Source organism: Bradyrhizobium sp. (genome assembly GCF_030697065.1).
Taxonomy (GTDB): domain Bacteria; phylum Pseudomonadota; class Alphaproteobacteria; order Rhizobiales; family Xanthobacteraceae; genus Bradyrhizobium.
In genome coordinates, this window is record NZ_JAUYQU010000228.1 from 35,738 (window position 1) to 49,323 (window position 13,586).

At 64.0% G+C, this 13,586-nt stretch carries 11 protein-coding genes; 5 read left to right on the forward strand and 6 right to left on the reverse strand.

Annotated elements, in window-relative coordinates; genetic code table 11:
* Positions 1-156: 156 nt before the first annotated feature.
* Complete coding sequence (locus tag Q8R73_RS17910; protein WP_305720886.1) at positions 157-843, reverse strand: DUF6064 family protein; 687 nt, start codon at positions 841-843, stop codon at positions 157-159.
* A complete protein-coding gene (locus Q8R73_RS17915) occupies positions 843-1,763 on the reverse strand; it encodes an aldo/keto reductase (protein ID WP_305720887.1) in 921 nt (306 codons plus the stop codon). The genes Q8R73_RS17910 and Q8R73_RS17915 overlap by 1 nt, the downstream gene beginning before the upstream one ends.
* 287 nt (positions 1,764-2,050) lie before the next feature.
* Between Q8R73_RS17915 and Q8R73_RS17920 the strand changes: the two genes are divergently transcribed.
* Both Q8R73_RS17920 and Q8R73_RS17925 read left to right on the forward strand, forming a co-directional pair.
* Positions 2,051-2,470: an SgcJ/EcaC family oxidoreductase gene (locus Q8R73_RS17920; protein WP_305720888.1), complete on the forward strand. Its 420-nt coding sequence runs from the start codon at positions 2,051-2,053 to the stop codon at positions 2,468-2,470.
* Between the two features lie 27 nt (positions 2,471-2,497).
* Entirely contained in the window at positions 2,498-3,991 is a 1,494-nt protein-coding gene (locus Q8R73_RS17925; protein ID WP_305720889.1) for a phospholipase D-like domain-containing protein, read from the forward strand.
* Between the two features lie 33 nt (positions 3,992-4,024).
* Here the strand turns inward: Q8R73_RS17925 and Q8R73_RS17930 are convergent, their stop codons facing one another.
* Positions 4,025-5,266, reverse strand: coding sequence for an APC family permease (locus tag Q8R73_RS17930; RefSeq protein ID WP_305720890.1), 1,242 nt, complete (start codon positions 5,264-5,266; stop codon positions 4,025-4,027).
* Positions 5,267-5,387: 121 nt separating this feature from the next.
* Between Q8R73_RS17930 and Q8R73_RS17935 the strand changes: the two genes are divergently transcribed.
* Both Q8R73_RS17935 and Q8R73_RS17940 read left to right on the forward strand, forming a co-directional pair.
* On the forward strand, positions 5,388-6,902 hold the full coding sequence (locus Q8R73_RS17935; RefSeq protein ID WP_305720891.1) for a hypothetical protein: 1,515 nt from the start codon (positions 5,388-5,390) through the stop codon (positions 6,900-6,902).
* Between the two features lie 186 nt (positions 6,903-7,088).
* On the forward strand, positions 7,089-8,153 hold the full coding sequence (locus tag Q8R73_RS17940) for a ketopantoate reductase family protein (protein ID WP_305720892.1): 1,065 nt from the start codon (positions 7,089-7,091) through the stop codon (positions 8,151-8,153).
* A gap of 59 nt (positions 8,154-8,212) precedes the next feature.
* Here Q8R73_RS17940 and Q8R73_RS17945 read toward each other — a convergent pair whose 3' ends face one another.
* Together Q8R73_RS17945 and Q8R73_RS17950 are read right to left on the reverse strand one after the other, a co-directional pair.
* Positions 8,213-9,121 (reverse strand): hotdog domain-containing protein, encoded by a 909-nt coding sequence (locus tag Q8R73_RS17945; protein ID WP_305720893.1) that lies wholly within the window; start codon positions 9,119-9,121, stop codon positions 8,213-8,215.
* 126 nt (positions 9,122-9,247) lie between these two features.
* Positions 9,248-10,723: an amidase gene (locus tag Q8R73_RS17950; protein WP_305720894.1), complete on the reverse strand. Its 1,476-nt coding sequence runs from the start codon at positions 10,721-10,723 to the stop codon at positions 9,248-9,250.
* Between the two features lie 192 nt (positions 10,724-10,915).
* On the opposite strand from Q8R73_RS17950, the gene Q8R73_RS17955 reads away from it, so the two are divergent.
* Complete coding sequence (locus Q8R73_RS17955) at positions 10,916-11,131, forward strand: hypothetical protein (protein ID WP_305720895.1); 216 nt, start codon at positions 10,916-10,918, stop codon at positions 11,129-11,131.
* A 135-nt stretch (positions 11,132-11,266) separates the two neighbouring features.
* Here the strand turns inward: Q8R73_RS17955 and Q8R73_RS17960 are convergent, their stop codons facing one another.
* Complete coding sequence (locus tag Q8R73_RS17960) at positions 11,267-13,585, reverse strand: molybdopterin cofactor-binding domain-containing protein (RefSeq protein ID WP_305720896.1); 2,319 nt, start codon at positions 13,583-13,585, stop codon at positions 11,267-11,269.
* Between the last annotated feature and the right edge of the window lies 1 nt (position 13,586).

A 13,586-nucleotide genomic window follows, 5' to 3' on the forward strand; every position in this document is an offset into this window, starting at 1 on the left:
TTTTCTCCCGTCTTGCGAAATAAGCGCCGATGATCGAACGGCGCCGGGGCCTGTTTTCAGGCTCGTACACACACCCTACGATCCCGCGCGCGTCGGGCAAAGAGGGACCGACGCGGCAAAGAGCGGCCTGGCTTCGATCGTCGTCCTTGGGGTGCATCACGGAGTTGAAGGCGAACTGCGCTGACGGATGATCGTCGAAATCCAGGCCGTGACGGCGAGCAACAGGGCGATGTGAGATATCCAGCCTTGCGGCTCTCCCATCGTGTGGAGGGTTATGCCGCTCAGGAAGCACCAGAGAACGGGGATTGGCAGGAGCAATGGCACGAGCCTGCCGCGGGCAAGCAGCAGAAGGCCGAGCGTCGCGATCGCCGTCGGGTCCGGTGCGACGCCAAAAACCTCGGACGATGCCCAGCCACGCCCCTGTAGCGGCGCGAGCAAGGGCTGTCCGGCGAGGGCGAAGGCAAGCAGGAAATATCCTGTCCAGCCGGCAAGCCCGCGTCGGCCGAAGGCGAGGCCATTGAGCCAGAACCCGGCGACCAGGAATAGAATGCCTTGAACGGCAAAGGCCGGCGCGACATAGGCGGCCGCCCAGTTGATGGGAGCGTAGCGGTTCCACAGGAAGGACCACCCGACGAAAATCCAGAGAATCGCGAGCAGGAGTGCGAGCCACCGCGCCCAACTTCTCGGCCGCCACGCCACGAGCAACAGGATAAGGATGCCGGCGGCGAGTGTGAGCGCTTGCAGCGGCCAGAGGGCCGCATTCTGCAATTCGAACATCCGCCAATAGACACGCGGAGAAAACAGCAGGAAATCCTCCGGCCGATAGGTCCACCATTCCGACATCAAAGCGCCTGCACGTAGGCCGAGATGCGCTCCCGCATCGCGAGGTCCGGCAGGGGGCCGGAGGCGGCCGAAAGGTTTTCGCGTACGTGGTCGACGCGGGTGGTCGCCGGAATGGCAACGGTGGCGGCCGGGTGAGAGAGGATGAACTTCAGGATGAGCTGCGACCAGCGTGAGACGCCGAGTTCGGCGGCCCATTCCGGGAGTGGCTCGTCCTTGAGCCGCTGGGTCAGCGCGCCCTGCCGGAACGGCCGGTTGACGATCACCGCAATGCCGCGTTCGGCCGCCAGCGGCAGCAGGCGCTTCTCCGCCTCGCGATCGACGACATTGTAGGACAACTGCACGAAGTCGACAGGCTGCTTCCGCATGATCTGTTCGAGCAGATCGTGGCGGCGCCCCTCGGAGGTGGTGATCCCAACGTAGCGCACTGAACCCGCCGCTTTCATCTCAAAAAGCGTCTGCAGATGCTCCTTCCAGGCGAGGAGGTTGTGAACCTGAACGAGGTCGAACCTGGGCACGCCCCAGAAGCGACGCGATTGCTCGATCTGCGGCGGTCCTGCCGTTGCCGAGGACGTCCAGACTTTTTCGGCCGAGAACAGCGTGCTGGGTCGTCCGAGCTTCTGAAGACCGTGGCCGATCACCGGCTGAGACGAGCCATACATGGGCGAAGAGTCGATCATGCGGCCGCCCGCCTCGAAGAAGGCGGCCATGACACCCGCACATTCATTCCTGAGCACCGGGTCGTTGCCGACGTTGAAAGTGATCCATGTGCCTAACCCCACGGCGGGCATGGCCTCGCCGGTGGAGGGTATGACTCTGTGGGCGGCCGAGCCTTCCCGGGCAAGCAGAGAGGTTGTTGGCAAGAGCGCCGCGGCGGCCGTCGCCAGGGAGGCCCGCACGAATGCTCGGCGTGTTGTGCGCATCCGATGCTCCATCATCGCTGGCAGGGGAAACTCCTGAAAATGCGCCGGGTGAACTGTCCTGCCGGACGTCGCACATGAAGAAGCCCCGCGCGCGCAACGCCCCGTTGGTCAAATCGGCGGTGTCCGGGAAGTTCCACCGGGCTTCCGGTGAATAACTGCATTGCGCAGCGCGGACATTGTCCGTAATGCCGACCTCAGGGTAGTGCCAATGGGCGACTTCGGGTGTTATTGTAATTCCTCCGTTCCCTGGGAGGGGGTAAATGGGAATACTGTCAAAAATTCTATGTGTGGCGCTGACTTTGGCGGCAACGCCGGCTCTCGCCAGCCCTGCGGAAGAGGCCAGCGCCGTGGTCGATCAGTGGTCGACAACCTACAGCGCCAACGATCGCGACGCACTGGTCAAACTCTATGCTCCGGATGCGCTTCTTCTCGGAACGACCGACCCGGTCGCGACCCGAGGCACGGAGGCGATTCGGGAATATTTCGCGGCGCTCGACAAGGGCGGCCGCAGGAACACGATTCAAGAGAAGAATGTCATCGTGCTCGGTGAAAACGCGGTCGTTGTCGCGGGATTTTATGACTTTTCCCGCAAGGAGCAAGACTATGCACCCCGGCCATCGCGTTTCACGTTTGTGGTTGTCAGGCGCGACGGCAAATGGGTGATCGCGCATCATCATTCGTCGCCACGCGCAGCCCAACGGCAGTAAGCAGAACGTACGGAGAGGCTCGGCTGTATGAACGACGAGAGCGGGCGAATGCTGTCGGTGGGTCGGAATTGCTGGCGCATCGAGCGCGCGCAACGTCTGGCACTCATTGTGGACGCGGCCGATTACTTTCGCCACGTGAAAAGCGCAATGCTCAAGGCTCAGCACAGGATCATGCTGATCGGGTGGGATTTTGACACGCGGATCAAGCTGGAGCCGGAGCAGCAGACGCTCGAGGGACCGAACGTGCTGGGAGAATTTCTCTCGTGGCTTCCGAAGCATCGTGAGAACCTGAATATCCATGTGCTCAAGTGGGATCTGGGCATGATACAGGGCCTGGGCCGGGGCATGACGCCATGGTTCGTTCTGGACTGGATCACCGACAAGCGGTTGCACCTGAGACTTGATCATGCCCATCCCGTCGGTGCTGCTCACCACCAGAAAATCGTCGTTATCGATGATGTGCTGGCGTTCTGCGGTGGAATCGACATGACCACCGATCGCTGGGATACCCCTGAGCACCTCGACGACAATCCGCTGCGCACCAAACCGAACGGACAAATATGCGGTCCCTGGCATGACGCGACCACCGCCGTTGATGGCGATGCCGCCCGCGCCATCGCGGATCTGGCCCGTGAACGTTGGCTCCGGGGGACTGGAAAATCGCTCCCGCCTGTCGCGCGGAAGTCGGACCTGTGGCCTGACAATCTAATTCCCACCATGGAGCATGTCGATGTGGCGATTGCCCGTACCCTCCCGGAGTTGAATGGAGAGCAGGGAGTCAAGGAGATCGAGTCGCTCTATCTTGATGCGATCGGACAGGCGAAGCACACCGTCTACATCGAAACGCAGTACCTGGCGTCGCGCAGGATCGCCGATGCGATGGGCCGTCGACTGCAGGAGCCGGACGGTCCCGAGATAATCCTGGTGCTTCCAGAGACGACGGAAGGATGGCTCGAGCACAAGGTCATGGATGGCGCGCGACACAGGCTGCTCCACGAACTGTGGAAGGCAGACAGACATCAACGGTTTGGCGTCTATTACCCCGTGACGGCCGGAGGCAAGCCGATTTACGTGCATGCCAAGATACTGACCATGGACGACAGGCTGCTGCGGGTAGGGTCGTCCAATCTCAACAATCGTTCCATGAGCTTCGATACCGAGTGCGATCTCGCGGTGGAAGCAACAGATCATTCACCGGATCAGGCAAAGCTGCGCGACACGATCGCTGCAGTTCGCGATAATCTTGTCTGCGAGCATTTGGACGTCGAGCCGCACAGATTTTCTACCGCCCTCGAGGATAGCTCCGGATCTGTCCTGAAAGCGATCGAAGCCTTGCGTGGCTCCGGGAGAACGTTGAGGCCGTTTGATCGGGCAACGATCGAGAAAGACGAAAGCATGCTCGCGGAGAATGACCTGCTCGACCCGGAAATGATGCCCGCGGGTTTCGGCCGGCGCCTCGGGGAAAAGATCGCCAGCATCCCGTCGATGTTTAGGCAGCGCAAGACCTCACATCAGTCTTGAGTGCAGGGAGGCCGCCCGGCCGACAGCGGATCTTCACACGATCAGGTCGACGACGAGTAGCATGACGCTGGAAGCGAGGCCCGCAAACGGTACCCAGCGCGGACAATTGAACGTTCCCGGGGGTGGGGCTTCATTCCTGCTTTTGATCCGGATCAGCGCGAGGTTCACGATCGCGAAAATCACGAGGGTGAAGCCGGCGGTCAGGTCGGCGAGACCCGCGAGCGGAATTGCCAGCGCAAGGACGAGGATGGCGGCGACGGCGATCGCCGTTGCCAGCAGCGGTGTGTGCGTCACCCGGTTTAGCGATGCGAGGGCCTTCGGGAGGCTGCCCCGGTCGGCCAGACCGTAGATCACCCGGGCGATCATGATCATGTGGACGATGACGCCGTTCAGCGTCGCCACAATGGCGATTGCGCTCATGGTAACCAGCGGCAGGCCCGTGAGCCGTTCGAAGACCAGGGCAAGGGGCGCCGAAGAGCGGGCGAGTTCTTCCGGAGGCACCGCCGTTACCGCGATCCACACGACCACGCCGTAAAGCAGCGCGGTGAGGCCGAGCGTCAGGAACAGCGCGCGCGGCAGCGTGCGATTAGGCTCCTTGATTTCTTCCGCGATGTTGACGAGATGCTCGAAGCCGATGAAGGCAAACACCGCGATCAAGGCCGTTCCGGATATTCCGATCCAGGCTGTGGTGTCGCCGGCTGAAGGCCAGATCTCCGGAAGGCGGGTGACGACGTCGCTTCCCTGACCGAGGCCGGCAACGATGATCAGCACGAGGCCGCCCACTTCGATCAGCGTCATGACGCCGGCGAAAGTGATCGACTGAACGGTGGCGAGACAGGCCACGGCCCCCATGGCGAGAACCACCCCGGCAATGATCCATGGCGCGGGGGCGGGCAGAAAAACCGCAACATAGCCCGCGCTGCCGACGCTGATGGTCGCGGCGGAGATGATCGCGGTCGTGACCACGAGAAGCCCGACGGCAAGGCTGAGCCAGTCGAGCCGGAACGCGGCCTGCACATAGGCCGCCTCGCTGGCGCTCACCGGCATGCGCGTTCCCAGTTCGGCGAACGATGCGGCGCTGAAGGCCATGACGAGCGCCGCCATCATGAAGGCAAGCGGCGCATGCATGCCGCTGCGTCCCGCCGCGAGACCGACGAGAACGTAGATGCCGGCGCCGATCGTGACGCCAAGTCCGTAGAGTACGGCATGCGTCAGCGTGAGGGAGCGAACAAGGCGCGATGATCCGTTGCGCGCGGCTTTGGGCTGGACGGACATTCAACGGTCTCCTCGGTCGGTCCAGTTTCGCAGCTGTCGGAAGATGGCAGCTGCCACGCTCGTCTTTGCACTACATTCTCATTCGCGGGCGTATTTGATTCGCGTCAAGGAACTCATCACCATGAGCCAACTCTCAGAAGGGCCAACGGCGCGCGGGACGCGGTGGGGAACGATTGTCGAGGCTGCTGCGGCGCGCATGCCCGGCCTGATGCGGCCGGTGCTCGGTTTCCGCCGAACCTATCTGCCGCTGCTGATGGTCTATTTCGCCTACGGCGCCCTCGGCATCATCGACGTCAGCCGCGACATGTGGATCAAGGAGCGTCTGACGCTTACCCCGGCCGAGCTTGCGGGAATAGGCGTCTGGCTCAGCCTGCCGTGGACGGTGAAGATGGTGTTCGGGCAGCTGGTCGACAGTGTTCCGATCTTCGGCTCGCAGCGGCGGTCCTACATCCTGATCGGGGCCGCCTTTACCGCCTGCGGGCTGGTCACGCTGGCCGGCGCGGCGGGCGGATGGATCGCGTTCGCCCGGGCCGACGGCCTTTATATCCTGGGTGCGATGCTGATGGTGGTCGGGACGGTGATCCAGGACGTCGTTGCGGATGCGATGTCGACCGAGGTCGTGTCCCGCGTCGATCTTGCCGGGAATGCCCGTCCGGAGGGCGAGATCAAGGCCGAGTTGGGCATGGTTCAGGTCCTTGGTCGGCTTGCGCTCGGTATCGGAATCCTCTCGGTGGCGGGACTGTCCGGATGGCTCGCCCAGTTCCTCGCCCGGGAGACCGTGTTTCTTCTCGGCCTCGTCATTCCCGGCATTTCGGCTTTCGGCGTGCTGCTGATCCGGCAGGAATCCAGCGAGCGACGGCCGCTGGACTGGCGCATCCTCGGCGGCGGCATCGGCTTTGGCCTCGTCGTGCTGGCTGTCGCCCTCGGCGGTCTGCCGTTCGGGCAGGAGGTGGTGTTCGTCCTGTCGATGCTGGTCATCTGCACGATGTTGTTCTTCGTCACCCGCGAACTCGACGCCCGGACCAGGCGCGCCATTCTGTTCGCGAGCATCATCATCTTCGCGTTCCGCGCCACGCCATCCGTCGGAGACGGCTATTTCTGGTGGACGCTCGACGTGCTGAAGTTCGACGAGGCTTTCTACGGCAGCCTTCGCCAGACCGCGGCCGTGATCGCCATCGTCGCGATGTGGACCTTCAGCAGGCAATTGACGGAATATTCGGTGACCAAGGTGCTGTTCTGGCTGGCCATCGCCGGAGCCGTCCTGTCGCTGCCGAATATCAGCCTGTTCTACGGCCTTCACCACTGGACCGAGGAGACATTCGGATTCGGCGCCCGCACGATCGCTGTCATCGATGCCGCCGCGGCCTCGCCCTTCGCCCAGCTCAGCATGATTCCGCTGCTCACGCTGATCGCGTTCTACGCGCCCGCAGGCCATCGTGCGACCTGGTTCGCCCTGATGGCCTCGCTGATGAATCTGGCGCTCGTCGCAGGCCAGTTGCAGACCAAGTATCTCAACGAGTTTTTCGTCGTGCAGCGTGGCGAATATTCGGACCTGGGACCGCTGTTGATCATTGCAACCGCGCTGGGGTTCATCTTCCCGCTTGGCGCGATCCTCCTGTTCGGCCGGCGCGCCTGATCGAGGGCTGGTATTTGTAATGCCAGAGAAACTACGATAAGCATGCGGAGGCGCCCGGAGGGGGCTGTCTCTCTGCGACGCCAGCGTGGCCCCCGGTGCCACGTCCTGTGCGGAATTCCGGAAAATCGGCGGCCGTGCCGGGCGCGACGTCAAGAAAAACTCGAGACGAAGGGTGGAAGATAGAGCATGGCGCGCAACATTCTGATCCTGGGGGCCTCGTACGGCTCCTTGCTGGGGACCAAGCTCTTGATGGCGGGTCACAACGTGACGCTGGTTTGCCGGAAGAAAACCGCAGAGCTCATCAACCGCGACGGAACGGAAGTTCGCATCAAGCTGCGCGACGAGGCGGTGCACCGGGCGATTTTCTCGCGCGACCTGCCGGGCAAGCTGGACGCGACCGAGCCCGGCAATGTCGACATCTCCCGTTACGACATGGTGGCGCTGGCCATGCAGGAGCCGCAATACACCAACCATACGGTACGGGTCCTGATGGTCAGGATCGCCGCGGCGGGGCTGCCGTGCCTTTCGATCATGAACATGCCGCCCTTGCCCTACCTCAAGCGGATCCCGGCGCTGGCAGAGATGGATCTGGAAGAGGCCTACACCAATGCGCAGGTGTGGGAGCGCTTCAAGCCCGGACTGGTTTCGCTGTGCTCGCCCGATCCGCAAGCCTTCCGCCCGCCGGAAGAAGCGGCGAACGTGCTTCATGTCGGCCTGCCCACCAACTTCAAGGCGTCGATATTCGCGGATGAGCGACACAACGCGGTGCTGCGGGAGCTGGAAGCGGACATCGACGCGGTGACGCTGGACGGCCACGACGTTCCGGTGAAGCTCAAGGTGTTCGATTCGCTGTTCGTCCCCCTTGCCAAATGGTCGATGCTGCTGACCGGCAATTATCGCTGCATCACGCTGCACGAGCCGCAGTCGATCCGCGACGCCGTGCATGGCGATTTGAAGCTCTCGCAGGCAATCTATGATCATGTCGACGCCGTGGCCCGCCGTCTCGGGGCTGACCCGCAGGATCAGGTGCCTTTCGGCAAATATGCCAAGGCGGCGGAAAGCCTGCTGAAGCCCTCATCGGCGGCCCGGGCGGTCGCCAGCGGCGCGCCCTTCATCGAGCGCGTCGACCTGCTGGTCAAGCTGATCTCGCACCAGCTCGGCATGGCCAATGCCGAGATCGACCGCACGGTCGAGATCGTGGATCAGAAACTGAACGAACGAATCGTGGCGGGCGGTTCCGGCCTGAACTGACGGCTCCATCGCCGTTCGGCAAAGGCACACCCGAATTCTCCAGCCTGCGAACGCTGCGCCTATTCCTCGTCCGCGCCCGGTGTCTGCCGCAGCATGAAATGACCGAACGCCGAGGCGATCGGCTTGGCCGGGTCGTCCTGCCAGGCCTGCGCCTCGAAGGCGACGACGCGGCGGCCCTGCTTGACGATCGAGACCTTGGCGTAACTGTCGAGCGCGCGGCCGGAGCGGAGATAGTTGACGGTGAGGCCGATCGGCTTCGGCGACGACACGCCGAGTTCGCGCGCCACGCCCACGATCGCGGTGGTTTCGAGGAAGGCGCCGGTCATGCCGCCGTGGATGGCAGGCAGGATCGGGTTGCCGATGATCTTCGGCGAGAACGGCATCACCAGCGTGCCATCCCCGCCGATGCGGATGCCGAGGCAGCGCGCGAACGGGCTGTTGGCGAACGGGCTTGCCGGATCCTCCGGCGCGTCGAGCACCGGCAACGCGCGATCCTCCATGCCCCGGTCCAGCATGTTGGTCCGGTTCGCGCCGACCATGAAGCAGGCGGTCGCGGTGGCGACGGGATCGTCTTCCGATTCCTGATAGGCCGTTGCGCGCACGAAGGCGATCGAGCGGGTGACGCGGTAGCAGACCGAATGCGCCCTGATGTCGAGGCCCGGCGTCGCCGGCTTCTGATAGTCGATCCGCAGGTCGAGCGTGGCGATCGCGCTGGTGCCGTCGAGCGCGAGCTGGACAGCCATGCCGCAGCTCTCGTCCAGCATGGCGGTGACGACACCGCCGTGCAGAACGCCTGTCGCGGTGTCGCCGACGAAAACCGGGCGGTACGGCAGGCTCGACCAGGCTTCGCCTTTGGATGCGCGGTCGAGCCGAAGTCCGCTGATATATCCATAGACGGAGCGGCTGGCCTTGACGGCTTCGGCCAGTTGGTCAAATGGCAGCGGCGTGATGACGGGGGGATTCGACATGCCGGGGTTCTACGCCATATTGCGCGGGTAACAAAAGGCGTGGGGGATCGAGATTTTTGCATCGCTGGCGATGCTCTTTCGCTCCCCCGCCACGCGCCCTTGCGTGTCGCGGGAGGGGAGAAGAATTCAGCCTTTCGTCACGTGAACCCCGGGCGTGCGTCCGGCGTTCCAGCGGCCGCCGACTGCCCGCTCGATCTGTGCCGCCAGCTGCAGCAGCAGTCCATCATTGGCCTGCCTCGCCATCGCCTGAATGCCGAGCGGCAACCCGTTCGCGTGTTGCGCCAGCGGCAGCGAGATGGCGGGAAGTCCGCTGAGATTGGCCAGCGGCGTGAAGGCGAAGTTGCGCCAGAGGTTGCCGAACCAGTCCAGCACCGACGGGTTGTCCGAGATCGTCAGATATTCCGTCGTGCCGACCTTCGGTGTCGGCAGCGCGGTGATCGGCGTCAGAATGATATCCCACTCCTCGAAAAACGCACCGAAGCCGCGCGTGGTCGTATTGAAGACCGCCTGCATGCGGGCGCGCTCGGCAAACGAGGTGTGCCGGCCAGCTTCCCAGACCCGTATGTTGACCGGCTCGACCAGATCGGCCGGCGGCCGGTCCAGCCCGCGCGCCGCCAGCAGGTTGCCGATCACAATCGCGAAATTGCTGATGTAGCAGGTGGTCTGGGCGTCGAAAGCGGCACGAAAATCGATCGCGGGCAACGCGAAATCCACGTGATGGCCGAGGCCTTCGAGGAATTTTCCCGTTCTTTCGAGTTCGGCTGCGATCTCGGGCGTCGCGCGGTAGTCGCCCCATTGGTGCGAGAGCGCGATCCTGAGCCGCCCCGGATCGCGCTCGATCATGTTCAGGTAGGTCTCGGGCGGGGTCCAGAACGGCATGAATTCGCCCGGCGCCGGACCCCGGCAGGCATCCACGAAAGCAGCGGTATCGCGCACCGAACGCGACTGGCAGCCCTGGATCGACACCAGCCCGGTCAAGTCCGACATGTGCGGCGCGAGCGAGAACACACCCCGCGAGACCTTTAGGCCGATGTTGCCGTTGACCCCGGCCGGAATGCGGATCGAGCCGCCGCCATCCGTTGAATGCGCGATGGGCACGGCGCCGGCCGCGACCATGGCGCCGCTGCCGGCCGACGATCCGCAGGTCGTGTAGTCCGTGTCCCACGGGTTGCGGGTCACGTAGACGGCGGGATTGTCGGCCGAACTGCAAAGGCCGAACTCCGGTGTCGTGGTCCGTCCGATCAGGTTGAGTCCGGCCTCGCGAATCCTCGCGGTCAGGAACGTATCGGCGCCGGCGCGGTTGCCGCGCATCAGCAGCGAGCCCATTTCCTGCAACCGGCCCTTCATCGTCGGGCCCAGATCCTTCATCAGGAACGGCAGGCCGGCAAACGGCCCGGCGAGGTTGGTGCCGTCCGTGGCCGGAGCCCGGACCGCGTCCTCGAAGACCTCGACCACTCCCGACAGCGCAGGATCGACCCTGGCGATTGCCGCGGCCGCCTGACTTGCCAATTCCCCGGCGGTCAGTTCGCCCTTCCTGACGCGTGCCGCCAGCGCCACGCCATCGTGTTGCGCCCACTCGTCCCAGCTCATCGGCAACGTCATGCGATCCAATTCCCCGGTGCGGCGCTATCTTGCTTTTGTAGTCCGGCAAGTCAGCAAGTCAACAAACCGAGAGTTCTCGTCGAAGCTGGTGGATGGATGTGCTGCGCAGGCGGCTGCAGCAGGGCTATTTTTGACGCAGATCAAACGACATTCGGGGCGTTGATGAGACAAGGACAAAAAGGGGAAACCGAGATGTCTGCAGCCGAGATCGCGAAGCTTCACTTCTCAGCGGCCATCGCTGAAGCGGAAGCCGCCGGGGTGGGTGATGACAGCGTCTGCCGGTCGCTGCTTGGCCTCGTGGTCGCGAAATACCTCGAGCGCAGGAGCGTCTCCGACGTCCAGTCGGAGCTTCGCTTTGTCGCCGAAAACTGCGATCCCGGAACGGATTTCATGTTCATGCGCCCCTAGACCAGCGCGTTGAGCCGGGCTTCGGCAAGCGAATGTCTGCACGAAACCGGGACGCCCGACAGCAACGCGACGGGCGTCCTCATTCCTGCACTCATCCGTTGCTCCCTTCCAGGAAGCAAAACATTCGAGCCCGCCTCAAGCTTCGAGTTGCTTGCCGATCGGCAATGCCCGGATCCGCTTGCCGGTCGCTGCGAAGATGGCGTTGATCAGGGCGGGTGCGAACGGAGGCACGCCGGGTTCGCCGACGCCGCTGGGGGGCGCATCGGTATCGGCGGGCACGATGTGCACGTGGGTCACGAGGGGCGCCTCGTCCATCCGGATCACCGGGAAGTCGTCGAAATTGCCCTGCTGGACCCTGCCGTCCTTGAAGGTGATTTCGCCATGTTTGGCGAGGCTGAGGCCCATGATCGCCGCGCCCTCGATCTGCGACTCGATCCGCTCCGGATTGACGAAGGTGCCGCAATCGATCGCGGTATCGACCCGGTGGACGACCAGCTTACCCTTCTCGCCGACCGATACTTCGACGACCGTGGCGATATAGCTGACGAAGCTGCGGTGCGCGGCAATGCCGAGGCCGTGTCCCTTGGGCATGGTCCGTCCCCAGCCGGCCTTGTCCGCGACAACCTCGACCACGCGGCGCAGCCGCGCCGTGTCGATCGGATAGCTGTCGTAGGGCTCGCCGTAGTTCCAGGGGTCCTTCACCGAGTCGAGCTTGACGATCCGGGGCGAGCCGATCAGCTCCAGCAGCATGTCCTTTTGGTCGCGGTTGGTGGCATGGGCGAGTTCGCCCACCATCGACTGCACCGCGAAGGCGCGCGGGATATTCGACACCGCGCGGAACCAGCCGGTGCGGGTATGCGCGGCGGCTGCCGGATTCTCGCACTGGATGTTGGCAATCTCGAACGGCATGTCGATCAGCCCCATGCCGAGTTCGAACGCTGCCTGGTGGAGGGCGTTCGGAGCAAAGGTCGAGGCGATGCTCGGCGCCACGCTGCGGTGCCGCCAGGCCACCACCTTGCCGCTCTTGTCGAGGCCGGCTTCGATTCGCTCGGCTGACACGGCGTGGAGAAAGCCGTTGCGGACGTCATCTTCCCGGGTCCATTGCACCTTCACCGGCGCCCCGATCGCCTTCGAAAGCAGCGCCGCCTCGATTGCAAAGTCGCATTTCGATTTGCGCCCGAAGCCGCCGCCGAGCAGCGTGACGTTGACCGTCACGTCCTGCTGGGGAATTCCGAGCGTCTTGGCGATGTCTTCCCGCGTTCCGCCGGGACTTTGCACCGGCGCCCAGATTTCGGCCTTGCCATCCTTGACGTTGGCAAGCGCAACGGGCGGCTCCATCGCGACATGGGCGAGGTGAGGCAGATAGTATTCGCCGACAATGACCCTGTCCGCGCCTTTCAACGCGGCGTCGACGTCGCCTTCCTTGCGCACCACCAGCCCGGGTTTTCGCGCGGCTTCCTCGATCTGGGTCCGGTAGGCGGCCGATTCATACTTGCCGTTGGCGCCGTCGTCCCAGACGATCTTCAGGGCCTCGCGCCCCTTGATGGCCGCTCCGGTATTGCGGGCGATCACCGCGACGCCACCGAGCGGCTGGAACTTGGACGGCCACGGCCAGCCCTGCACCTCCATCACTTTCTCGACGCCGGAGACCTTCATCGCGTCGGTCGCGTCGAACGATTTCAGTTTTCCCCCCGTCACCGGCGGACGCGCGATCACGGCATACTTCATGCCGGGCAGGCGGACATCGCCACCGTATCGCGCGGTGCCGACGGTGATGTCGCGAAGGTCGACGATGCCGATCTGGCCCTTGCCGAGATAACGGAAATCCGCGGGATTCTTGAGCTTCAGTCCCTCGACGCTGGGCACCGGTTCCTTCGCCGCGTCGGCGGCGAGTTCGCCGAACCCGAGGCGGCGGCTGGTCGCGAAATGAACCACCTCGTGGTTGACCGCCTTGACCTCGGCTGCCGGCACGCCCCAGCGTTTGGCGGCCGCGGCTTCGAGCATGGCGCGCGCCGATGCCCCGATCTGACGCATCGGCAGTAAGTAATGCCGGGTGCTGCGCGATCCGTCGGTATCCTGATTGCCGAACCTGGCCTCGTCGCCGTGCGCCTGCTGAATTTTCACCCGCGACCAGTCGGCCTCCATTTCCTCGGCCACGATCAGCGGCAGACTGGTCCGCACACCCGTTCCCATTTCGGCGCGATGCGCCACGATCGTCACGGTGCCGTCGGAGGCGATGGCAACGAACACGCGGGGGTCGACCACGGTGCCGTGCGGCATATCGCCGGCGCCGGTTTTATAAGCCGCGAACGCCTGCCGCGACATCACCGGCGCGGCCAGCACGAAGCCGCCCGCGATGCCGAGGCCCTTGAGGACGCTGCGGCGGGAGATTTTTTCGACCTGGATGCGACCCCCGATGCCGCGAAGCCTGCCGGGATTTGTGATGATATTCATG

What these genes read in the sequence shown, in the direction of transcription:
- Q8R73_RS17950 (WP_305720894.1), bottom strand. Translation starts at nt 10,723, where the DNA reads ATGACGTTGCCGATGAGCTGGGACGAGTGGGCGCAACACGATGGCGTG.
- Q8R73_RS17910 (WP_305720886.1), bottom strand. Translation starts at nt 843, where the DNA reads ATGTCGGAATGGTGGACCTATCGGCCGGAGGATTTCCTGCTGTTTTCT.
- Q8R73_RS17945 (WP_305720893.1), bottom strand. Translation starts at nt 9,121, where the DNA reads ATGTCGAATCCCCCCGTCATCACGCCGCTGCCATTTGACCAACTGGCC.
- Q8R73_RS17930 (WP_305720890.1), bottom strand. Translation starts at nt 5,266, where the DNA reads ATGTCCGTCCAGCCCAAAGCCGCGCGCAACGGATCATCGCGCCTTGTT.
- Q8R73_RS17955 (WP_305720895.1), top strand. Translation starts at nt 10,916, where the DNA reads ATGTCTGCAGCCGAGATCGCGAAGCTTCACTTCTCAGCGGCCATCGCT.
- Q8R73_RS17940 (WP_305720892.1), top strand. Translation starts at nt 7,089, where the DNA reads ATGGCGCGCAACATTCTGATCCTGGGGGCCTCGTACGGCTCCTTGCTG.
- Q8R73_RS17915 (WP_305720887.1), bottom strand. Translation starts at nt 1,763, where the DNA reads ATGCGCACAACACGCCGAGCATTCGTGCGGGCCTCCCTGGCGACGGCC.
- Q8R73_RS17935 (WP_305720891.1), top strand. Translation starts at nt 5,388, where the DNA reads ATGAGCCAACTCTCAGAAGGGCCAACGGCGCGCGGGACGCGGTGGGGA.
- Q8R73_RS17960 (WP_305720896.1), bottom strand. Translation starts at nt 13,585, where the DNA reads ATGAATATCATCACAAATCCCGGCAGGCTTCGCGGCATCGGGGGTCGC.
- Q8R73_RS17925 (WP_305720889.1), top strand. Translation starts at nt 2,498, where the DNA reads ATGAACGACGAGAGCGGGCGAATGCTGTCGGTGGGTCGGAATTGCTGG.